Annotated in this window: 21 protein-coding genes, 2 tRNA genes, 1 pseudogene and 1 riboswitch; of the genes and pseudogenes, 17 read left to right on the forward strand and 7 right to left on the reverse strand. The window is 31.5% G+C overall.

All coding sequences use genetic code 11. The features are described 5' to 3' along the window. Nucleotides 1-233: 233 nt before the first annotated feature. Nucleotides 234-1,004: an enoyl-ACP reductase FabI gene (gene fabI / locus IDG65_RS11380; protein ID WP_000933195.1), complete on the forward strand. Its 771-nt coding sequence runs from the start codon at nucleotides 234-236 to the stop codon at nucleotides 1,002-1,004. A 196-nt stretch (nucleotides 1,005-1,200) separates the two neighbouring features. Here fabI and cozEa read toward each other — a convergent pair whose 3' ends face one another. Then, nucleotides 1,201-2,286: a lipoteichoic acid biosynthesis protein CozEa gene (gene cozEa / locus IDG65_RS11385; RefSeq protein ID WP_000933105.1), complete on the reverse strand. Its 1,086-nt coding sequence runs from the start codon at nucleotides 2,284-2,286 to the stop codon at nucleotides 1,201-1,203. A 341-nt stretch (nucleotides 2,287-2,627) separates the two neighbouring features. Here cozEa and IDG65_RS11390 point away from each other — a divergent pair, with 341 nt between their 5' ends. The 3 genes from IDG65_RS11390 to IDG65_RS11400 all read left to right on the forward strand — a co-directional run bounded on the left by IDG65_RS11390 (nucleotide 2,628) and on the right by IDG65_RS11400 (nucleotide 5,802). Beyond that, entirely contained in the window at nucleotides 2,628-4,196 is a 1,569-nt protein-coding gene (locus IDG65_RS11390; protein WP_000570687.1) for an alanine/glycine:cation symporter family protein, read from the forward strand. A 144-nt stretch (nucleotides 4,197-4,340) separates the two neighbouring features. Continuing rightward, the gene (locus IDG65_RS11395) at nucleotides 4,341-5,099 is read left to right on the forward strand and encodes an esterase family protein (RefSeq protein ID WP_001288675.1); all 759 of its coding nucleotides are present in this window, start codon (nucleotides 4,341-4,343) and stop codon (nucleotides 5,097-5,099) included. 193 nt (nucleotides 5,100-5,292) lie between these two features. Continuing rightward, on the forward strand, nucleotides 5,293-5,802 hold the full coding sequence (locus tag IDG65_RS11400) for a YjcG family protein (protein WP_000600387.1): 510 nt from the start codon (nucleotides 5,293-5,295) through the stop codon (nucleotides 5,800-5,802). A 112-nt stretch (nucleotides 5,803-5,914) separates the two neighbouring features. Here the strand turns inward: IDG65_RS11400 and ltaA are convergent, their stop codons facing one another. Continuing rightward, nucleotides 5,915-7,105 (reverse strand): lipoteichoic acid biosynthesis MFS flippase LtaA, encoded by a 1,191-nt coding sequence (ltaA, locus tag IDG65_RS11405; protein ID WP_001154224.1) that lies wholly within the window; start codon nucleotides 7,103-7,105, stop codon nucleotides 5,915-5,917. Further along, nucleotides 7,083-8,258 (reverse strand): diglucosyl diacylglycerol synthase, encoded by a 1,176-nt coding sequence (locus tag IDG65_RS11410; RefSeq protein ID WP_000258645.1) that lies wholly within the window; start codon nucleotides 8,256-8,258, stop codon nucleotides 7,083-7,085. The genes ltaA and IDG65_RS11410 overlap by 23 nt, the downstream gene beginning before the upstream one ends. Nucleotides 8,259-8,690: 432 nt before the next feature. On the opposite strand from IDG65_RS11410, the gene IDG65_RS11415 reads away from it, so the two are divergent. The 7 genes from IDG65_RS11415 to IDG65_RS11445 all read left to right on the forward strand — a co-directional run bounded on the left by IDG65_RS11415 (nucleotide 8,691) and on the right by IDG65_RS11445 (nucleotide 18,651). Next, the gene (locus IDG65_RS11415) at nucleotides 8,691-10,175 is read left to right on the forward strand and encodes a UDP-N-acetylmuramoyl-L-alanyl-D-glutamate--L-lysine ligase (RefSeq protein WP_000340119.1); all 1,485 of its coding nucleotides are present in this window, start codon (nucleotides 8,691-8,693) and stop codon (nucleotides 10,173-10,175) included. Further along, nucleotides 10,165-10,416 (forward strand): YueH family protein, encoded by a 252-nt coding sequence (locus IDG65_RS11420; protein ID WP_000608862.1) that lies wholly within the window; start codon nucleotides 10,165-10,167, stop codon nucleotides 10,414-10,416. The genes IDG65_RS11415 and IDG65_RS11420 overlap by 11 nt, the downstream gene beginning before the upstream one ends. Beyond that, the gene (locus tag IDG65_RS11425) at nucleotides 10,416-11,978 is read left to right on the forward strand and encodes a peptide chain release factor 3 (RefSeq protein ID WP_001049951.1); all 1,563 of its coding nucleotides are present in this window, start codon (nucleotides 10,416-10,418) and stop codon (nucleotides 11,976-11,978) included. The genes IDG65_RS11420 and IDG65_RS11425 overlap by 1 nt, the downstream gene beginning before the upstream one ends. Nucleotides 11,979-12,097: 119 nt before the next feature. Continuing rightward, a riboswitch (yybP-ykoY riboswitch) is annotated at nucleotides 12,098-12,205 on the forward strand. Nucleotides 12,206-12,279: 74 nt separating this feature from the next. After that, a complete protein-coding gene (locus IDG65_RS11430; RefSeq protein WP_000928413.1) occupies nucleotides 12,280-13,083 on the forward strand; it encodes a TerC family protein in 804 nt (267 codons plus the stop codon). Nucleotides 13,084-13,301: 218 nt separating this feature from the next. Then, nucleotides 13,302-15,626, forward strand: coding sequence for a S1C family serine protease (locus IDG65_RS11435; protein ID WP_075583733.1), 2,325 nt, complete (start codon nucleotides 13,302-13,304; stop codon nucleotides 15,624-15,626). Between the two features lie 16 nt (nucleotides 15,627-15,642). Then, a complete protein-coding gene (locus IDG65_RS11440; protein WP_000021865.1) occupies nucleotides 15,643-17,001 on the forward strand; it encodes a TrkH family potassium uptake protein in 1,359 nt (452 codons plus the stop codon). 138 nt (nucleotides 17,002-17,139) lie between these two features. Continuing rightward, the gene (locus IDG65_RS11445; protein WP_061385175.1) at nucleotides 17,140-18,651 is read left to right on the forward strand and encodes a bifunctional metallophosphatase/5'-nucleotidase; all 1,512 of its coding nucleotides are present in this window, start codon (nucleotides 17,140-17,142) and stop codon (nucleotides 18,649-18,651) included. A gap of 181 nt (nucleotides 18,652-18,832) precedes the next feature. On the opposite strand, the gene IDG65_RS11450 is transcribed toward IDG65_RS11445, so the two are convergent. The 3 genes from IDG65_RS11450 to IDG65_RS11460 all read right to left on the reverse strand — a co-directional run bounded on the left by IDG65_RS11450 (nucleotide 18,833) and on the right by IDG65_RS11460 (nucleotide 19,709). Beyond that, nucleotides 18,833-18,921, reverse strand: a tRNA-Ser gene (locus IDG65_RS11450). 2 nt (nucleotides 18,922-18,923) lie between these two features. Next, nucleotides 18,924-18,998 (reverse strand) — tRNA-Asn (locus IDG65_RS11455). A 141-nt stretch (nucleotides 18,999-19,139) separates the two neighbouring features. Then, nucleotides 19,140-19,709 carry a competence protein ComK gene (locus IDG65_RS11460; protein ID WP_000287265.1) on the reverse strand — a complete coding sequence of 190 codons (570 nt, stop codon included), beginning with the start codon at nucleotides 19,707-19,709 and terminating at the stop codon, nucleotides 19,140-19,142. A gap of 209 nt (nucleotides 19,710-19,918) precedes the next feature. Between IDG65_RS11460 and IDG65_RS11465 the strand changes: the two genes are divergently transcribed. Next, nucleotides 19,919-20,137 carry an IDEAL domain-containing protein gene (locus IDG65_RS11465; RefSeq protein ID WP_000876826.1) on the forward strand — a complete coding sequence of 73 codons (219 nt, stop codon included), beginning with the start codon at nucleotides 19,919-19,921 and terminating at the stop codon, nucleotides 20,135-20,137. 80 nt (nucleotides 20,138-20,217) lie between these two features. On the opposite strand, the gene lplA is transcribed toward IDG65_RS11465, so the two are convergent. Then, a complete protein-coding gene (lplA, locus tag IDG65_RS11470) occupies nucleotides 20,218-21,204 on the reverse strand; it encodes a lipoate--protein ligase (protein ID WP_000668821.1) in 987 nt (328 codons plus the stop codon). Between the two features lie 198 nt (nucleotides 21,205-21,402). On the opposite strand from lplA, the gene IDG65_RS11475 reads away from it, so the two are divergent. The 5 genes and pseudogenes from IDG65_RS11475 to IDG65_RS11495 all read left to right on the forward strand — a co-directional run. Next, nucleotides 21,403-21,579 (forward strand): YkvS family protein, encoded by a 177-nt coding sequence (locus IDG65_RS11475; protein WP_000214898.1) that lies wholly within the window; start codon nucleotides 21,403-21,405, stop codon nucleotides 21,577-21,579. Nucleotides 21,580-21,593: 14 nt separating this feature from the next. After that, nucleotides 21,594-22,196 (forward strand): CPBP family glutamic-type intramembrane protease, encoded by a 603-nt coding sequence (locus tag IDG65_RS11480; RefSeq protein ID WP_001033867.1) that lies wholly within the window; start codon nucleotides 21,594-21,596, stop codon nucleotides 22,194-22,196. A gap of 234 nt (nucleotides 22,197-22,430) precedes the next feature. Further along, nucleotides 22,431-22,493: a hypothetical protein gene (locus IDG65_RS14855; protein ID WP_228764722.1), complete on the forward strand. Its 63-nt coding sequence runs from the start codon at nucleotides 22,431-22,433 to the stop codon at nucleotides 22,491-22,493. A 646-nt stretch (nucleotides 22,494-23,139) separates the two neighbouring features. Further along, the gene (locus IDG65_RS11490) at nucleotides 23,140-23,412 is read left to right on the forward strand and encodes a lactococcin 972 family bacteriocin (RefSeq protein ID WP_075583734.1); all 273 of its coding nucleotides are present in this window, start codon (nucleotides 23,140-23,142) and stop codon (nucleotides 23,410-23,412) included. 43 nt (nucleotides 23,413-23,455) lie between these two features. After that, nucleotides 23,456-24,391 (forward strand): annotated as a pseudogene (locus tag IDG65_RS11495) (bacteriocin-associated integral membrane family protein); the annotation flags it as partial. Nucleotides 24,392-24,514 lie beyond the last annotated feature (123 nt).

The following is a 24,514-nucleotide window of genomic DNA, read 5'->3' on the forward strand; positions in this document are numbered from 1 at the left end:
ATTAATGATTTTAAAATGCTAGTATGTATATGATTTTGATAAATAAATGCTTTTTACGTAAATCAAGTTTGATACAGAAAGGACTAAATCAAACATTTATCGTTGTAATACGTTTAAATAACTTTATTAAAAAGTCATAATAGTGTTAAAATGTATTGACGAATAAAAAGTTAGTTAAAACTGGGATTAGATATTCTATCCGTTAAATTAATTATTATAAGGAGTTATCTTACATGTTAAATCTTGAAAACAAAACATATGTCATCATGGGAATCGCTAATAAGCGTAGTATTGCTTTTGGTGTCGCTAAAGTTTTAGATCAATTAGGTGCTAAATTAGTATTTACTTACCGTAAAGAACGTAGCCGTAAAGAGCTTGAAAAATTATTAGAACAATTAAATCAACCAGAAGCGCACTTATATCAAATTGATGTTCAAAGCGATGAAGAGGTTATTAATGGTTTTGAGCAAATTGGTAAAGATGTTGGCAATATTGATGGTGTATATCATTCAATCGCATTTGCTAATATGGAAGACTTACGCGGACGCTTTTCTGAAACTTCACGTGAAGGCTTCTTGTTAGCTCAAGACATTAGTTCTTACTCATTAACAATTGTGGCTCATGAAGCTAAAAAATTAATGCCAGAAGGTGGTAGCATTGTTGCAACAACATATTTAGGTGGCGAATTCGCAGTTCAAAATTATAATGTGATGGGTGTTGCTAAAGCGAGCTTAGAAGCAAATGTTAAATATTTAGCATTAGACTTAGGTCCTGATAATATTCGCGTTAATGCAATTTCAGCTGGTCCAATCCGTACATTAAGTGCAAAAGGTGTGGGTGGTTTCAATACAATTCTTAAAGAAATCGAAGAGCGTGCACCTTTAAAACGTAACGTTGATCAAGTAGAAGTAGGTAAAACAGCGGCTTACTTATTAAGTGACTTATCAAGTGGCGTTACAGGTGAAAATATTCATGTAGATAGCGGATTCCACGCAATTAAATAATATCATTCAACAGCTTTGTTCACGTTATCATATATGTGAGCAAAGCTTTTTTGCTTTTATAATAATCGGACTGATGGAAAATTATTTGATATTTCATCTGACTGATTTTTTTTATGCACAAAAAAATCTCCTCAAAAGCTGTAGTTTCAACTTTTGAGGAGATAGTATCTTATATTCTTAAAAGACATCCACAGAATTAGTCCTTAACATTACTGTTTGCTTTATCAATAATGCGTTGGCGGTATTTGAAAATATTACTAACAACCGTTTTAAGTACAGCATATAATGGCACTGCAATCAGAACTAATGTAAAGCCACCTAAATCTCCTGCTGCTAAAATAACAACGATAATTGTTAAAGGATGGATACTTAAAGATTTACCCATTACATTTGGCGTAATGATATTACCTTCAAGTTGGTGTGCAATTAATGTAATGATACAAACCCATATAAATGTAGTAGGACTATCTATAATACCGAGTATTGCTGCAGGTGCAAATGATAACCATGAACCTAAGAAAGGAATTAAGTTTGCGACACCAGCAAATAGAACTAATAAAGGAATATATGGTAAGTCAATAATTGAATAACCGATATATAAGAATATACCTAAAATAACACTGACAGTTACTTGACCTTGAATGTAAGATTTTAATGTAAAGTTTAAATCAGTTAATAAATCTACGAAAAATACTTTACGTTCACCTTTGAAAAATTTAGCAACAGCTGGGATAAATTTTTCATGGTCTTTTAACATATAAATTAAGAAGAATGGAACCATAATCAATAAGAAGATGGTTGAAATTAATGATGTAATGTACTGTAATGAATTAGATAAAATATTAGTAACGCCATCACCCATTGATTTAACCATATTTGTAATTCTACTTGTTACATCTTCAGGTAATTTATCCATTTGAGCTAGTGCGAATTTAATAATTTGCTCTGCTTCTTTTTGTAGGGCAGGTGTCTGACTAATTAAATTGTTGATATTTGAAATGATGATTGGTGCAACAAACGCAACAATTAAGCCGATAATAGCAAACAAAGCTAACATGATTGTTGTTATACTAGCCCATCTTGGAAAACCGACTTTTTCAAGTAAGTTTTGAAAAGGTAGACAGATATAAAATAAAAAACCACTAATTAAAAATGGAAGAAATACAGAACCGATGATTGTAGCTATTGGAGTAAATACTTCGTGCACTTCCATAAATAGTTTGATGAGAATGAACAGCATAATCAGAGCGATGCCAGTTCGGAACCAAACCTTGTTTAACATAAACGATGTTCCTCCTATTTTTCTAAACTTAGTTATTATTTAGTATATCCTAAATAGCAGTGCTTAAAAAGGTTAATATTTTTTAAATATACTTAAATTAACCATTCACTTTCTATTTTAAGATATTTACTTTCAATAGTTTGTGAGACTTTTCAATGACTCGTAAGTCTGCAATTGGATCAAACAGCACCAGTTTATATGAATAACTTATTTTAATATTAAACGTGTTTAAATAATGAAATGATCATATTAATATTTATAAGAATATTCTGAAAAATATATTGAAGTGTCTCGTGCTTAATCGTATAATATTTTTATGTTTAAACAATAGGGGGAATCTTATGATTGAAAAATTAGTAACCTTTTTAAATGAGGTTGTTTGGAGTAAGCCATTAGTTTATGGTTTGCTAATTACTGGTGTGCTATTTACATTGCGTATGCGATTTTTTCAAGTTAGACATTTTAAAGAAATGATTCGATTAATGTTTCAAGGAGAGAAGTCTCCTAATGGTATTTCAAGTTTTCAAGCGATAGCCATGTCTTTAGCAGGCAGGGTTGGTACAGGTAATATTGTCGGTGTATCTACTGCAATATTTATAGGAGGACCTGGTGCAGTATTTTGGATGTGGATTACTGCGTTTTTAGGTGCAAGTAGTGCTTTTATTGAATCTACACTTGGTCAAATATTCAAGAGAGTTGAAAATAATGAATACCGTGGTGGACCAGCGTATTATATTGAATATGGTATTGGTGGTAAATTTGGTAAAATTTACGGAATTATCTTTGCTATTGTTACGATTATCTCAGTAGGTCTATTGCTTCCTGGTGTGCAATCTAACGCTATAGCAAGTTCTATGCATAATGCGATTCATGTTCCACAATGGTTAATGGGTGCTATTGTTGTAGTTATTTTGGGATTAATTATTTTTGGTGGTGTACGTAGTATTGCCAATGTTGCAACAGCCGTTGTACCATTTATGGCAATTATTTACATACTGATGGCTGTCATTATCATTTGTATCAATATACAAGAAGTGCCAGCGTTATTTGCATTAATTTTCAAATCAGCATTTGGATTACAATCTGCTTTTGGTGGTATCGTTGGCGCAATGATAGAGATTGGTGTTAAACGTGGATTATACTCAAATGAGGCTGGTCAAGGTACAGGTCCACACGCAGCAGCGGCAGCAGAAGTATCACATCCAAGTAAACAAGGTCTAGTACAAGCATTTTCAGTTTATATTGATACATTATTTGTATGTACTGCAACTGCTCTGATTATACTTATTTCTGGTACATATAATGTGACTGATGGTACGGTTAATGCGAATGGCACACCGCATTTAATTAAAGATGGCGGTATTTATGTTGAAAATGCAACAGGTAAAGATTATTCAGGTACTGCGATGTATGCACAAGCCGGCATTGATAAAGCGTTCCATGGCAGTGGTTATCAATTTGATCCTACTTTCTCTGGCGTAGGTTCGTACTTTATTGCATTTGCTTTATTCTTCTTTGCATTTACTACAATTTTGTCGTACTACTACATTACAGAAACAAATGTTGCTTATTTAACGCGTAATCAAAATAATCAAGTTTCATCGATATTTATTAATATTGCTCGTGTGATTATTTTGTTCGCTACATTTTACGGTGCAGTTAAAACAGCTGATGTAGCATGGGCATTCGGTGATTTAGGTGTAGGTCTAATGGCTTGGTTAAATATCATTGCGATTTGGATTTTACATAAGCCTGCCGTAAATGCTTTAAAAGATTATGAAATTCAAAAGAAACGTTTAGGAAACGGTTATAATGCAGTTTATCAACCTGATCCGAATAAATTACCTAATGCTGTCTTTTGGTTGAAGACATATCCAGAACGTTTAAAACAAGCACGTGCCAAAAAGTAATCTACTTTTGTTTATAGTATATGTAGTGATCATTTGATAAAAAAAGAAACAGCATTGATAATTTTAGGTGCTCAGAAATTTGAATTTTAAAAATATAGTGTCTCTTGGTACAATAACAATACAACTACTAGGGGGCACTTTTTTATGTCAGAATTTAAAACTGGTAAGATTAATAAACATGTTTTATATAGTAATATTTTAAATAGAGATGTCACGATAAGTATTTATTTACCAGAATCTTATAATCAACTTGTTAAATATAATGTCATTCTTTGCTTTGACGGATTAGATTTTTTACGTTTCGGGAGAATACAACGTACATATGAATCGTTAATCAAAGAAGCGCGTATTGATGATGCGATCATTGTTGGATTCCATTATGAAGACGTTGATAAGCGTAGAGAGGAATTTCATCCACAAGGAAGTCGTTCTCATTTAACTATTCAATCAGTCGGTAAAGAAATATTGCCATTTATTGACTCGACGTTTTCTACACTGAAAGTAGGTAATGCAAGGTTATTAGTAGGGGATAGTTTAGCGGGTAGTATTGCCTTATTAACGGCGTTGACCTATCCAACGATTTTTAGTCGTGTAGCAATGTTAAGTCCACATTCAGATGACAAAGTATTAGATAAGCTAAATCAATGTGCTAATAAAGAACAATTGACAATTTGGCATGTCATTGGTCTAGATGAAAAAGATTTTACTTTACCAACAAATGGTAAGCGTGCCGATTTCTTAACACCGAATAGAGAATTAGCTGAACAAATTAAGAAATATAATATAACTTATTATTACGATGAATTTGAAGGTGGTCACCAATGGAAAGATTGGAAACCATTGCTGTCAGATATATTATTGTATTTTTTACGTAAAAACACAGATGATCAACATTATGAGTAATTTACATTAGTAGATTTAGTATGAATTGTCTTCATATAGTTTGGTCTATAATATAATTTATAAAAGATTTTACTGTTTGATTTAATTTAAATTTGTCGAAATTGCAAAAGATGTATAATGAATTATTTTTAATGTAACGGTTTTCAAAGAAATTTGATATAATAGCAATAGGTTAAACAAAGGAGGAATTCAGATGATTTTAGGATTAGCATTAATTCCATCAAAGTCATTTCAAGAAGCGGTGGATTCTTACCGTAAAAGATATGATAAACAGTATTCACGAATTAAACCACATGTGACAATTAAAGCGCCATTTGAAATTGAAGATGGTGATTTAGATTCTGTCATTGAACAGGTTAGAGCTCGTATTAATGGTATACCAGCAGTAGAAGTTCATGCTACAAAAGCTTCTAGCTTCAAACCAACGAACAATGTGATTTACTTTAAAGTTGCGAAGACGGACGACTTAGAAGAATTGTTTAATCGCTTTAATGGAGAAGATTTCTATGGAGAAGCTGAACATGTTTTTGTGCCACACTTTACAATAGCACAAGGACTATCTAGCCAAGAATTCGAAGATATTTTTGGTCAAGTAGCATTAGCTGGGGTAGACCATAAAGAAATTATCGATGAATTAACTTTGTTACGTTTTGACGATGACGAAGATAAATGGAAAGTTATTGAAACGTTTAAATTAGCTTAAGTAACATAATAGTATTGTTAATCGTAGTATGTTTGAATTAATAAGAAAATGGTCATTTTTATTGAATGTAATAAAAATGACCATTTTCTTTATTTTAAAATACGTTTTAACCTTACTTAGCTTTTTCTCTATTTGCTATAAAGTAGCTTCCATAAAATACAGCTAAGACTAAAAAGATTAATGCCGAGAAATAAAATGTATTGTTTAAATTGTTGGTAAATTGTGTAATTAATCCGCCAAATAATGGCCCTATCATTGAGCCGAATCCTTGGATACTATTAAAAACACCCCAAGTTTCTTCTTGTTCATCTGATTTGATAAATCGTGCCATAAAGGTATTCCATGCTGGTAATAAGATGCCATACATTAGACCGATAGCTAAAGCGATAATCCACACGATGTGAATATTAACAATCATAGATAGAGTAAAAATTAATATCATGTATAAAATAAATCCGCTTAGAATAACACCATACATAAAGTTTCTGCTGCGGTTATCTATTAGTTTCGATAAAAATAGCATCGAAACTGCACAGCCGATACCACCAATAATGATTGCAACAGTATATTCAATTGTGCTTACGTTAATAACCTTAGTAGCATATGTTGGTAATATAGGAACTAGGGCAGCAATTGCGGCACCTTGTAAAAGAATACCAGGGAACAACAATAAATGGCGCTTTGTCACATCAACAATTTGTCTCAATTGAGCTTTAACTGGACGAGTATTATAATTTGTTAACTTTACATCGACAAAATAATATAATATCCATGCAATTAAAACGACTAAAGACATCATGAAGGCAAAGCGTGTTGGGTGCACTTTGATAAGTAGATTCATAAAAACCATACCTACCAATAGGCCTAACAACCATGAAAAATAAACATAGCCCATTTGTTTGCCACGTTTATCTTCTTCAACACTGGATAACATAATGACCCAAATAGGACTAACTGCAATACCGAGCATCATAGCACTAAATATGATTACAAAAGGTGATGCTGGAAACCAAATAACTAAAAATAAACTTGTAAATGCTAAAATAAATCCAGTCGTTAAAACGATTTTTGTGCCGAATTTTTTCAGTAAAAATCCTATAACAAAGTTTGTAGATGCATCAGCAATAAAATGTATTGAAAATGCTAGAGACGTTATTGCTACAGCAATGGATGTAACTGTTGGCAAGAAATTAATATAGCTTAGGATATACATGCCTCTCGCAAATTCCATTAAAAATAAGATAATAAGCATTAAAATGAAATTTTTATGATTAGCGTAATTATTTAACGAAGAATCTTGCATATAAAGGAACCTTTCCATAAATCTCTTGTGGTTGTGATGAATGACCGATTAAATCAAGTAAGTCTCGACATATTGTCTGTGTAGCATACTTAATTTTATCTTGTTCCATTGTACTAATCATGTTAGTTAATTGCTCATTACCGTTCGTTAAACTTGCTACAATTTTTATTGCTTCTTCTGGAGTATCAGCGATTTTACCAAAACCTTTTTCTTCAAAGTAAAGGGCATTTTCAAGCTCTTGACCAGGTGCAGGATTTAGGAAAATCATTGGAATACAACGGGCGAAACCTTCAGTTATTGTGATACCACCAGGTTTCGTAATCATAAGTTGACTTGATGCCATCCATTCATTCATGTGTTTGGTATAACCTAGAATCAATACATTCTCGTTAGATTTAAACTTAGCTATTAAAGAACGCTTTAGCTCTTTGCTCTTACCACAAATCATAACTACTTGTGCATTTGCACTTTTCGCTAATATATCAGTAATCATCGTGTCAAAACCTTTAGATACACCAAATGCACCAGCTGACATTAAAATAGTTTGCTTATCTGGATCTAAGTTGTTGTCTATTAACCACTGCTTTTGATTAATAGGCGTTTCAAATTTGTTATCAATAGGAATACCTGTCACTTTAACTGTTGAAGGATCAATACCTACGTCTATGAAGTCTTGTTTCGTTTCTTTTGTTGCCACATAATATCTTGTTGAATACGGCGTAATCCAGTTTTTATGTAAGCGATAGTCTGTCATCACTGTAGCAACTGGAATATTAATGTTAAATTGCTCAGTTAGTACCGACATAACTGGTGTAGGAAACGTTAATAATATTAAATCTGGCTTTTCTTTTATCAATAAATTAATTAACTTATTAAGTCCATAGTATTTGTAAAAACATTTGTCTAGTTTATCTGGGCGGCTGTAATAAAACCCTTTGTACATATTTCTAAAATATTTAAAGCTATTGATATACCATTTTTTACAAATAGAAGTCAAAATTGGATGAGCTTCCATAAATAAATCGTGCTCAATGACGCTTAAATGGTCTAGATTCATATCATTAAGTTGATTAACGATACTCTGTGTAACTTGCATATGACCGTTACCGAATGAGCCAGTAATAATCAATATCTTTTTATTTTGAGTAACCATTAATAGCCACCCTCCGTTAGTTTGAAAATTTTATTTAAGTGTAACTTATTTTACGGCATTATAAAAGAAATAAAGACACAAAGTCGTTACATTTATAGCAATTTTAATCAATAGATGAATTGATACAAAATAAAACGTTATTTTATAAAGCAATTTATTGTTCTATGTTTTATTTGTATATTTAAAATTATCCAGTATACAATTATAGCATATTTTTGGAAACAATTATGATATTATACCATGTTACAAGATGGTTTTAATAATTTAAGATGAGCCATAATTGTAAAACTAATTCATAATACCGTATGTTTTATTTTTAATAGTAGAAATTAGAAAATGCTGATTAGTAGGATATAACAGTGAAATTATAAATTTATTAACATCAACAAAACGTGTATAATAAACATATTGTAGAAAAAGGAGCGGTTCAGTTTGGATGCAAGTACGTTGTTTAAGAAAGTAAAAGTAAAGCGTGTATTGGGTTCTTTAGAACAACAAATAGATGATATCACTACTGATTCACGTACAGCGAGAGAAGGTAGCATTTTTGTCGCTTCAGTTGGATATACTGTAGACAGTCATAAGTTCTGTCAAAATGTAGCTGATCAAGGGTGTAAGTTGGTAGTGGTCAATAAAGAACAATCATTACCAGCTAACGTAACACAAGTGGTTGTGCCGGACACATTAAGAGTAGCTAGTATTCTAGCACACACATTATATGATTATCCGAGTCATCAGTTAGTGACATTTGGTGTAACGGGTACAAATGGTAAAACTTCTATTGCGACGATGATTCATTTAATTCAAAGAAAGTTACAAAAAAATAGTGCATATTTAGGAACTAATGGTTTCCAAATTAATGAAACAAAGACAAAAGGTGCAAATACGACACCAGAAACAGTTTCTTTAACTAAGAAAATTAAAGAAGCAGTTGATGCAGGCGCTGAATCTATGACATTAGAAGTATCAAGCCATGGCTTAGTATTAGGACGACTGCGAGGCGTTGAATTTGACGTTGCAATATTTTCAAATTTAACACAAGACCATTTAGATTTTCATGGCACAATGGAAGCATACGGACACGCGAAGTCTTTATTGTTTAGTCAATTAGGTGAAGATTTGTCGAAAGAAAAGTATGTCGTGTTAAACAATGACGATTCATTTTCTGAGTATTTAAGAACAGTGACGCCTTATGAAGTATTTAGTTATGGAATTGATGAGGAAGCCCAATTTATGGCTAAAAATATTCAAGAATCTTTACAAGGTGTCAGCTTTGATTTTGTAACGCCTTTTGGAACTTACCCAGTAAAATCGCCTTATGTTGGTAAGTTTAATATTTCTAATATTATGGCGGCAATGATTGCGGTGTGGAGTAAAGGTACATCTTTAGAAACGATTATTAAAGCTGTTGAAAATTTAGAACCTGTTGAAGGGCGATTAGAAGTTTTAGATCCTTCGTTACCTATTGATTTAATTATCGATTATGCACATACAGCTGATGGTATGAACAAATTAATCGATGCAGTACAGCCTTTTGTAAAGCAAAAGTTGATATTTTTAGTTGGTATGGCAGGCGAACGTGATTTAACTAAAACGCCTGAAATGGGGCGAGTTGCCTGTCGTGCAGATTATGTCATTTTCACACCGGATAATCCGGCAAATGATGACCCGAAAATGTTAACGGCAGAATTAGCCAAAGGTGCAACACATCAAAACTATATTGAATTTGATGATCGTGCAGAAGGGATAAAACATGCAATTGACATAGCTGAGCCTGGGGATACTGTCGTTTTAGCATCAAAAGGAAGAGAACCATATCAAATCATGCCAGGGCATATTAAGGTGCCACATCGAGATGATTTAATTGGCCTTGAAGCAGCTTACAAAAAGTTCGGTGGTGGCCCTGTTGATCAATAAAAGATTTATTGATGAAGGTAAAACTATTGATGTTTATTTATTCGAAGCATTAAATAACCAGATAATCATTGCTATACCAGATTGGTTTTGGTCATATCAGATGGCAATGACATTAGATGAAGAAACTTGTTTTGAAGCAATACTCATGCAATTGTTTGTTTTTAAAGAAGAGGAAGAGGCAGAATCGATTGCATCACAACTAACAGATTGGATAGAAACATATAAAAAGGAGAAAGACTAATGAACTTAAAGCAAGAAGTTGAGTCTAGAAAGACTTTTGCGATTATTTCACATCCCGATGCAGGGAAAACAACGTTAACTGAAAAACTATTGTACTTCAGTGGTGCTATTCGTGAAGCGGGTACAGTTAAAGGGAAGAAGACTGGTAAATTTGCGACAAGTGACTGGATGAAAGTTGAACAAGAGCGTGGTATTTCTGTAACTAGTTCAGTAATGCAATTTGATTACGATGATTATAAAATCAATATCTTAGATACACCAGGACATGAAGACTTTTCAGAAGATACGTATAGAACATTAATGGCAGTTGACAGTGCTGTCATGGTCATAGACTGTGCAAAAGGTATTGAACCACAAACATTGAAGTTATTTAAAGTTTGTAAAATGCGTGGTATTCCAATCTTTACATTCATTAATAAATTAGACCGAGTAGGTAAAGAACCATTTGAATTATTAGATGAAATCGAAGAGACATTAAATATTGAAACATACCCTATGAATTGGCCAATTGGTATGGGACAAAGTTTCTTTGGCATCATTGATAGAAAGTCTAAAACAATTGAACCATTTAGAGATGAAGAAAATATATTACATTTGAATGATGATTTTGAGTTGGAAGAAGATCATGCAATTACAAATGATAGTGCTTTTGAACAAGCGATTGAAGAATTAATGTTGGTTGAAGAAGCGGGTGAAGCCTTTGATAATGACGCGCTGTTGAGTGGAGACTTAACACCTGTATTTTTCGGTTCAGCTTTAGCTAACTTTGGTGTACAAAATTTCTTAAATGCATATGTTGATTTTGCGCCAATGCCAAATGCGAGACAAACAAAAGAAGACGTTGAAGTAAGCCCGTTTGATGATTCATTTTCAGGATTTATCTTTAAAATTCAAGCCAACATGGACCCTAAACACCGTGATAGAATTGCCTTTATGCGTGTCGTTAGTGGTGCATTTGAACGTGGTATGGATGTTACTTTGCAACGTACTAATAAAAAGCAAAAGATCACACGTTCAACGTCATTTATGGCAGACGATAAAGAAACTGTGAATCATGCTGTAGCAGGCGATATCATTGGACTATATGATACTGGTAATTATCAAATTGGAGATACTTTAGTTGGTGGAAAACAAACCTACAGTTTCCAAGATTTACCACAATTTACGCCAGAAATTTTTATGAAAGTTTCTGCTAAAAACGTCATGAAACAGAAGCATTTCCATAAAGGTATTGAACAATTAGTACAAGAAGGTGCGATTCAATACTATAAAACATTACACACAAACCAAATTATTTTAGGTGCTGTTGGTCAGTTACAATTTGAAGTTTTCGAACATAGAATGAAAAACGAATATAATGTTGATGTTGTTATGGAGCCAGTAGGCCGTAAAATTGCACGTTGGATTGAAAATGAAGACCAAATTACAGATAAGATGAACACATCAAGATCGATTTTAGTGAAAGATAGATATGACGATTTAGTATTCTTATTTGAAAATGAATTTGCAACAAGATGGTTTGAAGAGAAATTCCCTGAAATTAAATTGTATAGTTTACTTTAACAGCTCAATTGTATAATCGAATTTGTTACATTAAAAATAATTGTTTCGTTGAAGAAAAATAAATTGTATATTTTAAAAGAAAAAGGTATACTATGATGTATCAAATGAATAACCTATGGCATTTTGTCAGAGGGGAGTAACTTAAGAATCATGACCGTATAAATGATTCGACACTTTATCGTCATTACGAAGATATCTTCCGGTAAAGTGGGCAATTTAAATTGCTTAGTGAGACCTTTGCTATTTATTTAGCATAGGTCTTTTTGTTTGTACTTAACTTATTTATTTAAAGGAGTTGTACATGTTAATGGATCCAAGTTTGATCTTACCTTATTTATGGGTACTTGTCGTTTTAGTATTTTTAGAAGGCTTATTAGCAGCAGATAACGCGATTGTTATGGCTGTAATGGTTAAGCACTTACCACCCGAACAACGTAAAAAAGCTTTGTTTTACGGTTTGTTAGGTGCATTTGTATTTAGATTTTTAGCATTATTCTTAATTAGTATTATCGCGAACTTTTGGTTTATTCAAGCTGCAGGAGCGGTTTACTTAATTTATATGTCAATCAAAAATCTGTGGCAGTTCTTTAAACACCCAGAAATTGAAAGTCCTGAAGCTGGAGATGATCATCATTATGATGAATCTGGTGAAGAGATTAAAGCAAGTAACAAATCATTCTGGGGAACTGTGTTGAAAATAGAATTTGCAGATATCGCATTTGCCATAGATTCTATGCTTGCTGCTTTAGCTATTGCTGTAACACTTCCTAAAGTTGGTATTCACTTTGGTGGTATGGACTTAGGTCAGTTCGTAGTCATGTTCCTAGGTGGAATGATTGGTGTTATTCTAATGCGTTATGCAGCAACATGGTTTGTAGAGCTATTAAACAAATATCCAGGACTTGAAGGTGCAGCCTTCGCGATCGTTGGTTGGGTAGGTGTTAAATTAGTTGTCATGGTATTAGCGCACCCAGACATCGCTGTATTGCCTGAGCACTTCCCACATGGCGTATTATGGCAATCTATTTTCTGGACAGTACTAATTGGATTAGTAATTATCGGTTGGTTAGGTTCAGTTGTTAAAAATAAAAAATCGCATAAATAATTGATGTGAAGCGGACAATCTTAATTTAGTTTAAGGTTGTCCTTTTTCATTTAATTGAGTGATTTATGAAAAATGGATTTTGAAGAATATGAATCAAAATATGCGATATAGCATTAAGAAAATGTGCCTTTTATATTTAGCATTTTTTCAATAGAAATTATATAGATTTTAAAGCAAATTAAGTGTTAATGTGTCATAATGAAAAGTGATTTTATTGAATGGAGTGGACATTAGTGGATATTGGTAAAAAACATGTAATTCCTAAAAGTCAGTACCGACGTAAGCGTCGTGAATTCTTCCACAACGAAGACAGAGAAGAAAATTTAAAACAACATCAAGATAAACAAAATATAGATCATACAACATCAAAAAAAGCAGATAAGCAAATACATAAAGATTCAATTGATAAGCACGAACGTTTTAAAAACAGTTTATCATCGCATTTAGAACAGAGAAACCGTGATGTTAATGAGAATAAAACTGAAGAAAGTAAAAGTAATCAGGATAGTAAGTCAGCATATAGCAGAGATCATTATTTAACAGACGATGTATTTAAAAAACAAAATTCATTAGATTCAGTGGACCAAGATACAGAGAAATCAAAATATTATGAGCAAAATTCTGATGCGACTTTATCAACTAAATCAACCGATAAAATAGAATCAACTGACATGAGAAAGCTAAGTTCAGATAAAAACAAAGTTGGTCATGAAGAGCAACATGTACTTTCTAAACCTTCAGAACATGATAAAGAGACTAGAATTGATTTTGAGTCTTCAAGAACTGATTCAGACAGCTCGATGCAGACAGAGGAAATAAAAAAAGACAGTTCAGATGAAAATAAAAGTAGTAATCTGAAATCTGAAGTAATATCAGACAAATCAAATACAGTACCAAAATTGTCGGAATCTGATGATGAAGTAAATAATCAGAAGCCATTAACTTTGCCGGAAGAACAGAAATTGAAAAGACAGCAAAGTCAAAATGAGCAAACAAAAACCTATACATATGGTGATAGCGAACAAAATGACAAGTCTAATCATGAAAATGATTTAAGTCATCATACACCATCGATAAGTGATGATAAAGATAACGTTATGAGAGAAAATCATATTGTTGACGATAATCCTGATAATGATATCAATACACCATCATTATCAAAAACAGATGACGATCGAAAACTTGATGAAAAAATTCATGTTGAAGATAAACATAAACAAAATGCAGACTCGTCTGAAACGGTGGGATATCAAAGTCAGTCAAGTGCATCTCATCGTAGCACTGAAAAAAGAAATATTTCTATTAATGACCATGATAAATTAAACGGTCAAAAAACAAATACAAAGACATCGGCAAATAATAATCAAAAAAAGGCTACATCAAATTTGAACAAAGGGCGCGCTACAAATAATAATTATAGTGACATTTTGAAAAAGTTTTGGATGATGTATTGGCCTAAATTAGTTATTCTAATGGGTATTATTATTCTAATTGTTATTTTGAATGCCATTTTTAATAATGTGAATAAAAATGATCGCATGAATGATAATAATGATACAGATGCTCAAAAATATACGACAACGATGAAAAATGCCAATAACACAGTTAAATCGGTCGTTACAGTTGAAAATGAAACATCAAAAGATTCATCATTACCTAAAGATAAAGCATCTCAAGACGAAGTAGGATCAGGTGTTGTATATAAAAAATCTGGAGATACGTTATATATTGTTACGAATGCACACGTTGTCGGTGATAAAGAAAATCAAAAAATAACTTTCTCGAATAATAAAAGTGTTGTTGGGAAAGTGCTTGGTAAAGATAAATGGTCAGATTTAGCTGTTGTTAAAGCAACTTCTTCAGACAGTTCAGTGAAAGAGATAGCTATTGGAGATTCAAATAATTTAGTGTTAGGAGAGCCAATATTAGTCGTAGGTAATCCACTTGGTGTAGACTTTAAAGGCACTGTGACTGAAGGTATTATTTCAGGTCTGAACAGAAATGTTCCTATTGATTTCGATAAAGATAATAAATATGATATGTTGATGAAAGCTTTCCAAATTGATGCATCAGTAAATCCAGGTAACTCGGGTGGTGCTGTCGTCAATAGAGAAGGAAAATTAATTGGTGTAGTTGCAGCTAAAATTAGTATGCCAAACGTTGAAAACATGTCATTTGCAATACCTGTTAATGAAGTACAAAAGATTGTAAAAGGTTTAGAAACAAAAGGTAAAATTGACTATCCCGATGTAGGTGTTAAAATGAAGAATATTGCCAGTCTAAATAGTTTTGAAAGACAAGCAGTTAAATTGCCAGGAAAAGTTAAGAACGGTGTTGTTGTAGATCAAGTTGACAACAATGGTTTAGCGGATCAATCTGGTCTGAAAAAAGGTGATGTAATTACAGAATTAGATGGCAAACTTTTAGAAGATGATTTACGCTTTAGGCAGATTATATTTAGTCATAAAGATGACTTGAAATCAATTACAGCGAAGATTTATAGAGATGGTAAAGAGAAAGAAATTAATATTAAACTAAAATAATGTTGAGGTGAACAACGTGTCAATTTTTAGCCAGTTTTTAAAAAGATCAAGCCCTCAACAAGGTATTGTATTGTACTATATCGTCGCAATTGTCATTGCATTTTTATTATTAAACTTACCGTATGTTCATAAACCAGGTGTAGAAGTAAATCCAATTGACACATTATTTGTTGCCGTATCCGGAATTAGTGTTACTGGATTGTCTCCGATAAGTATTGTCGATACCTATTCTACATTTGGACAATTAATTATCCTCGTGATATTAAATATTGGTGGAATTGGCGTCATGGCAATTGGTACGATGTTATGGGTGGTACTAGGTAAACATATTGGAATTAGAGAACGTCAGTTAATTATGTTAGATAATAACAAAAACACAATGAGTGGTACCGTCAAATTGATTATTGATATTGTAAAATCAATATTTGTAATCGAACTCGTAGGAGCCATGTTATTAGCATTTTACTTTTATCGAGATAATCCAGATTTAAAATATGCAATCATGCAAGGTGTTTTTGTTTCTATTTCTGCCACTACCAATGGTGGATTAGATATTACAGGTAAGTCATTAATTCCTTATGCACATGATTATTTTGTACAAGCGATAGTTATATTTTTAATAATTTTAGGATCAATCGGCTTCCCAGTATTATTAGAAGTTAAAGCTTATATTCAAAATAGGGTTACTAATTTTAGATTTTCATTATTTACTAAAATTACGACATCAACATATTTATTTTTATTTATTGTTGGGGTATTAGCCATTCTATTATTTGAACATAACCATGCGTTCAAAGGATTAAGTTGGCATCAATCGTTATTCTATTCGCTATTTCAATCAGCGACTACAAGAAGTGCGGGTCTTCAAACAATTGATGTGACAACACTAAGTGACCCTACGAATATTATCATGGGTATTTTAATGTTTATAGGTTCTTCGCCAAGTTCGGTTGGTGGCGGTATTCGTACAACAACATTCGCTATTTTAATTTTGTTTTTAATTAACTTTAGTAATAATGCCGATAAAACATCCATTAAAGTTTACAATAGAGAAGTACACATTATGGATATTCAACGTTCATTTGCAGTATTTACAATGGCGACAATTTTAACATTTTTAGGAATGCTAATTATATCAGCTACTGAAAATGGTAAGCTTACATTTTTACAAGTATTTTTTGAAGTCATGTCTGCATTTGGAACTTGTGGACTATCGCTTGGTGTCACAAGTGATATTAGTGATATTTCCAAGGTCGTACTAATGGTACTCATGTTTATAGGACGTGTTGGCTTAATATCATTTATCATTATGATAGCAGGACGTCGAGAACCAGATAAATTCCATTATCCAAAAGAACGTATTCAAATAGGATAATATAATAGCAATCTAAGTTTAGTTAATGTAGATTTTAACTGGAACTTAGATTGCTTTTTTAGTTTGTATTTTTAACTTATTTTATAAGACGATTGGTTTTGAAAATGGTAAACTAGTAACAATGAGAGGTGTAACATGATGGAAAAAAATGAAAACATTAATGTAGAGATTTTAACTACGTCAGATATGCATAGTCATTTCTTAAATGGTGATTATGGTTCAAATATATATAGAGCTGGTACTTATGTTAACCAAGTAAGAGCACAAAATCATCGCGTCATTTTATTAGATAGTGGCGGAAGTTTAGCTGGATCGTTAGCGGCCTATTATTATGCTATTGTTGCACCTTATAAACGACATCCAATGATAAAGTTGATGAACAGAATGCATTATGATGCTAGCGGTGTGAGTCCAAGTGAATTCAAGTTTGGTTTATCATTTTTAACTCGTTCAATTGCTTTGGCACGTTTTCCATGGTTATCAGCAAATATTGAATACAATGTTACTAAGGAGCCATATTTTTCAACGCCATATTGTATTAAACATTTTGGTGACTTAAAAATTGCTATCGTAGGCGTCACAGCAGATGGTTTAATGGAAAATGAGTATTCTGAAATGGAACAAGATGTATCTATTGAAAAGACATTAGTGGCATCAAAACGATGGATTAGATATATCCATGAAGTTGAAGAGCCAGATTTATTGATTGTAATTTATCATGGTGGATTGAATAAAATTAGTAATAGCACGAAAAATAAAAAGGCAAGTTCGAATGAAGCTGAAAAATTAATGGAAGAACTCGGTGTTATAGATTTAATGATTACAGCTCATCAGCATCAAACAATAGTAGGTCAAGATCATGAAACGTATTATGTTCAGGCTGGTCAAGATGCAAAAGAGCTTGTACATCTTTCGATTAATTTTAAAAAGAGAACAACAACTTATGATGTTGAAAGTATTGATTCTAAAGTGATTGACTTAAATGAGTATGAAGAGGATCAAGAATTATTAGATTTAACATTCTATGATAGAAAAGCAGTGGCTTATTGGTCACAGGAAATCATAAGTGATAAAGGTTTGATGTTATCAGTAAATGGGTTACAAGATTTAGTCTGTCAAACACATCCATTTTCGCAATTATTACATGATGCAATTCACCTTGCATTTGATAATGATATAACATGTGTCCACGTGCCTATGAACGGAGAGAAGGGGTTGAGTGGACAGATTCGAAATGAAGATTTGTATCATGCATACCCATATCCAGATAAGCCAATGGATATGACAATTAGTGGTCAAAATATCAAAGATATATTGGAGTATAGTTATTCACATTTAGATTTTGTTAACGAGCAATTAAGCTTAACAATTATTGATGAAACGTTATGTACAATGTGGCAAGGATTCAATTATGAGATTGATATGAATCAAGAACCTGGGCAACGAGTAATGTTAGATCAAATTGATTTGACTAAGAGTTATAGAGTTACAATGACTGACTATTGTTATCGTAACTACAAGAATTATTTGAAAAATGCTATTATACATGAATCATACGATGAAACAATGAGTACATTAATTGCAGAGAAGTTAAGAGATCCGAATTATCGTATTTCATGTAGTGATAATTTTGTAGTTAAAAACAGGTAAATATTGCTATGTAATAAATTAATTATAAGTTTAACAATTCTAAAAACCTTTCTTAGAGAAGATTATCTAGGAAAGGTTTTTAGAATTTTAAAATTGATATAAAAGAACAGTGAAAATCTCATTCATTATATATATAAGTAAACAAAAAAGCTTAAATGGTATATACCATTTAAGCAAGTAACGGAAACGGAGGGATTCGAACCCTCGCGCCGCTTTCGCGACCTACACCCTTAGCAGGGGCGCCTCTTCAGCCAACTTGAGTACGTTTCCAATGGCTCCACAGGTAGGACTCGAACCTACGACCGATCGGTTAACAGCCGATAGCTCTACCACTGAGCTACTGTGGATTAATTTGTATGTGTTTGAATATCAAGCACAAATATTATTATAACAAGATTAAGTTAATTTGCAATAGATACCTTAAAAAAATATGCAGAACATTTACACTATATTTATAAAACATTCCGCATATTTTAAAAATAAACAATTTATTTATCTTCAAATAAAGAATAGCGTGTCAATGCTTCAAACACATTCAATGTGGCTTTATTATAATCTATTGGTTGGTCGGGATTTTTTGATATCATGCGAGATTGTTTATCTACCATGTAATAGTAAAAAATGGAATTGTTATATTGATGCCATAAACTGTGGTATGAAACATGAAGAATGATTGATTCATTATTAATAAATGTCACTTTACATTTACGATTTTTTAATTCTTTAATACTTTCGATATAATGCATATTTAACCAAATATTTTCATTTTGTCTGTCAGAATGTGTTGGGAAAAAATAAGTTGGAAATAATGGTGTTAGTAAAATAGGTGGTTTACTAGAAATGCCAGTAATGCGGTTTGTCTCTGCTTTCTTGCCAAGATAAGTATTACCATAAAATTTGCAAGAGCGTTCAATGATTTTCTGGACTTTAAAAGGATTTTGAATACGCGTTTTGTCAAACCGAATTATTTCACTACCGTTTCTTTGATCGTCATCATCAAATGCTGGTCGAATAACCATGTCTCCTTTGCGTATCACATAAATATTTTGAGAATACATAAGCAAAACCTCGCTTTATTAAGTTTTAAAACATTAATATAAAAATTCAATTAATGATATAAAGATATTTTATAATAAAATTCTGAGTTGTCAAGTTATTATTTTGGTGAAAATGTACAATAATTTTTAACTAATAGTCAGAATATTCATTGATTTCAAAATTAGAAAAATGTATACTTATTATAAATTAAAGAAAGGTAGTGGTTTCTATGAAATACAATACTAATGTTAAACATACAACTTTAGAAGCGTTTGTCACAACCGTCAATGATTTGGGTATTGAATTAATTATCAATGAAGCACTTCGAGAGGTAAGAAAACGACAGCTCATAGAACTTATAGATGACGCACTCGTCAATAAAGATGAAGCAGCATTTAATCAATATACGGCAGAATACAAAAATTTGGAGGCATTTCTCGGTGAATAACATTGATTCGAATTCCATAACGCAATCATAAAAGGACTATTCTTAACATCTCATACATGTAAGAATAGTCCTTTAATCGTTTAAGACATTAATCTAATTAATTCATGTCTAACTATGTCACCGAAATAGTGATATAAATCATATTCTGATAGTGCTTCTTCTATATGCTCAAAGTCGTGTAGACAGCCAACTAATGCATTTTCAAGATCAGTGACATCTCCGACACCAAAGAAATCACCGAAAATTTTTGCATGTTCGATTTTACCTCGTTTAACATCAAACTTAATTTGTACAAATCCTTTTTCAAATTTTTCCTCGCGTTCAAAGTTATATTTAGGGTTTCTACCATAATTCCATTCCCAAGTTCTATATTTGTCGTTACTTAACTTTTCAATATTTTCCCAATCTTCATCCGTTAATTTATATTCTTCTACTTCAGTTTCTCCAAAGATAGTTTTCAAGATGATTTTTTTAAATTCTTCAATTTCTAAAGGGTCATTTAAAAATTCTTGAATGTTTGCTACTCGTTTACGAACAGATTTAATACCTTTTGATTTAATCTTAGCTGGATTAACTTTTAGTGCATTCTGAACTTCGTCTAAATCACTATTTAACATCAACGTACCATGACTAAACATTCTATTTTTAACTTTAACCATGGCATTTCCTGAGATTTTCGCTTGTCCAACTTGAATATCGTTACGACCAGTTAATTCAGCATTTACGCCTAAAGATTGTAATGCTTGAACAATTGGTTCAGTGAATTTTTGGAAATTGTGGAAACTGTTGCCATCATCATCTGTTATAAAACTAAAGTTTAAATTGCCAGTATCATGATAAACAGCGCCACCACCAGAAATTCTTCTAACTACATCGATGTTGTGAGCATCTATATATGTCTGATTTACTTCCTCTATCGTATTTTGATTCTTTCCAACAATGATAGATGGTCTATTTATGTAAAATAAAAAGTAACTTTCTTCTGCTGGTAAATTTTTTAAAACATATTCTTCCATTGCTAAGTTTAAAGTTGGATCTGTAATATTATTATTACTAATGAATTTCATTACAATCTCTCCCTTATATCTATATATATTCTCTACTTATTTATGCCTTAACTTTGCTCAAAATGCCAATTATATACTCACAAATCATTCTAAATATCGGCTTAAAGTTACATTTTATTATTTTTGATTGTTAATAGTTTATTTGTTAAGTGAATTTTAGTACAATATAATTTAGTTATGATTTAAGGAGGACTTAAAATGACTGTTGCAGAAGTGGGTAACATTGTTGAGTTTATGGATGGATTAAGAGGTCGTGTTGAAAAAATCAACGATAACTCTGTTATTGTTGACTTAACAATTATGGAAAATTTTAATGACCTTGATTTACCGGAAAAAACTGTTATCAATCATAAACGATATAAGATTGTTGAATAAGAAGGTAAGTTATAATGAATAAAATCTCGAAGGCTTTAACTTGGTTTATTATAAGTTTCATTATATTTCATCTCATATTATTTATTATGTGGGGCGAACACCAAGAATACTGGTATTTATATACAGGTATAATGCTAATTGCTGGTATCAGTTATGTATTTTATCAAAGAGATATTGAATCTAAGCGGTTGCTTACATCAATTGGTGTTGGTATTATTACGGCAATTATTTTAATTATGCTTCAACTTTTATTCTCACTTATAACTTCTAATTTAAGTTATAGTTCATTAATTAAAGAATTAGCAAGAACAGGTGTCAATTGGAAGTGGCAAATGTTAGTAACTTTACTTTTTGTCATTCCATGTCACGAGTTATATATGAGAACTGTTTTACAAAAAGAATTAACACATTTTTCAATACCGAAATGGGTAGCTATATTAATAACTGCAATTTGTTCTAGTTCATTATTTATTTATTTAGATAATTGGTGGATAGTAACATTTATATTTGTTGCACAAGTGATATTATCATTAAGTTATGAGTATACTCGACGCATAGCAACAACATCCGTTGCGCAAATTGTAGCTATTATATTGTTATTAATTTTTAATGCTTAAATAAGCTTTTCTTAGACGTCTGTGTTCTAAGAAAAGCTTTTTTGCTTAAGAATAGCAATACGAAGATTCGAGGCATGCTTCATTATAGTGGTAATATTTTTCGAGCAAGTTGAATTGATGGTGGCTATCTGAGTAAAGGGGGGTGGTGCCTATGGCATTACTTAACACTTTTGAAAGGAAAAGCCTATTGTGACATCTATTGCAAACGCATTACATTTAATGTTAAGTTTCGGTATGTTTATCGTCACTTTCATTGGTATAGTAGTAGCAATAATAAATTTAAGCAATAAAAAATAACCATCATTTCAAAACTTTGACATAGAATGATGGTTAAAGAAAATCTCATTTAGTCACCGTCTTTTTAACGGGCTCATTAGGCGACATGTTACTGCATGTCGTCTTTTTACATTTTTATAGTAACATATCTTTTATTTAATTGTCTATGTTTATTAGATGTGTAACAAAATTTTGAAGTATTTTTCGTATATTGCCTGCTAAACATGTCAGATTTGAAAGGAAAATCATACTGTGGTAGAAATCAATTATGATTATATGGTAGTACTTATAAATAAGTGATTTCTATTGAATATGTAATGAAGTTCATATATTAATAAAACTTTCATTGGTATAGTAGTCGCAATAATTAATTTAAACAATAAAAAATAACCATCATTTCCAAACTTTGACAAAGAATAATGGTTAAAGCAAACCTCATTTAGTCACCGTCTTTTAACGGGTTCAATAGGCGACATGTTCCTGTATATCATCTATTTATGCACTGCGCAATTTAATAATAATACAATTACACTTTGATGTCCATTTAACATGAAGTAGTTGAAATTTGTAGCAAATAAATTCATCTTGAAATATTCAGAAAATTCTGTATAATTTAAATAGAGAGATATAGATTAAATATGAAGAGGTGTTTTTATAGAAGAATAAAATTTTTGGCACTATATTATATTTAACTTTAGCACTTGGATTATCAACAGCAGCTTATGCATCTACAGAATACGCAGAAGGAGGCACTTGGAGTCACGGTGTCGGCAGTAAGTATGTTTGGTCTTATTATTATCATGGTCATAAAGGACATGGTGCAACAGCTATTGGAAAATATAGATCATTTAGTGGTTATACAAGAGCTGGTGTAAAAGCAAAAGCATCAGCTACTAAACATAATTGCTGGATCAATAGAGCGTATTATAACATTTATTAAATACTAAAAAATCATAGAAAATAAACAACGCAAGAGGTACAACATGAAATGGTTCAAATTAATACTTGATGTTACAATCTTCATTCTGATTGCTATATTGTTATTTGTTTATACATATAAAGAAAACGAAGAAATATTGCCTGATACTAAATACCCTATAGCAGTAACTGACTGGAATAAAAAATATAGTAAAAATGAGATTTATAAACATATAAATCAATTCGCTAAAAATGAGAACGTAGCAATCTATAAATCAACTTCAAATTATACAAACAAAAACGTAGATAAAGATATATATGTATTTAATAAATCAAAAGCAACAACTATCACTCCTTTTAATGCTAAATATAACATTCATTATTTAAGTGACGACGAAGTATTAAAAAAAGATATCAAAGGGAGTTATTTTGTAAAAGACAAAAATTTTGACGTGTCTAAATTCATAAATTTTTTAAAAGAATATGGTGTTACTGCTGAATCATACAAAATAGATCATATGATGATTGCCGTTGGTGTCATTAAACAAATGAATATAGTAGTTCCATTATCCTCACTTTTAATCGTTTATTTTATTTATTATATTTTCGAAAAGAACATTAATTTCAAAGCGTATGCGATTAAGTATTTAAATGGTTTTACATTAAGAAAAATAATTTTCGAAAATTTTTCAAAGAAATGCACGTATTGGGTAACGTTAATCATAACTCAAATTCTTTTAACTACAAGTGTACTTTGGATATTAAATTACACGGGTAATTTAGATTTATTCATATTAAGAATAGTTCTGCTTTCATGTCTTTTCATTTTAACGATTAGTGTTATTAATTTATGGACTTTCTTAATGTTACTAAATTTAAATATTGCCAATATGATTAAAGGTAAGCAGCACTTTAAAACAATTCGTTTTATTAATACAGTTTGTAAAAGTATTCTCTTAGTACTAATAGCTAATGTAATGATAGAAAATACTAGTGTTGTAAATGGCGGTTATAAAATGTAGGAAAATGGCGAAATGAAAATGCTGTTTTTCCTACATTTTTTCTTTTTTAAATTATATAATCATGTCTTAACTCAATCTTCGATTGGAGGTTATTTGATTGAG

The sequence above is a fragment of the Staphylococcus sp. EG-SA-17 genome, from assembly GCF_017151845.1.
GTDB classification, from domain to species: Bacteria; Bacillota; Bacilli; order Staphylococcales; family Staphylococcaceae; genus Staphylococcus; species Staphylococcus aureus.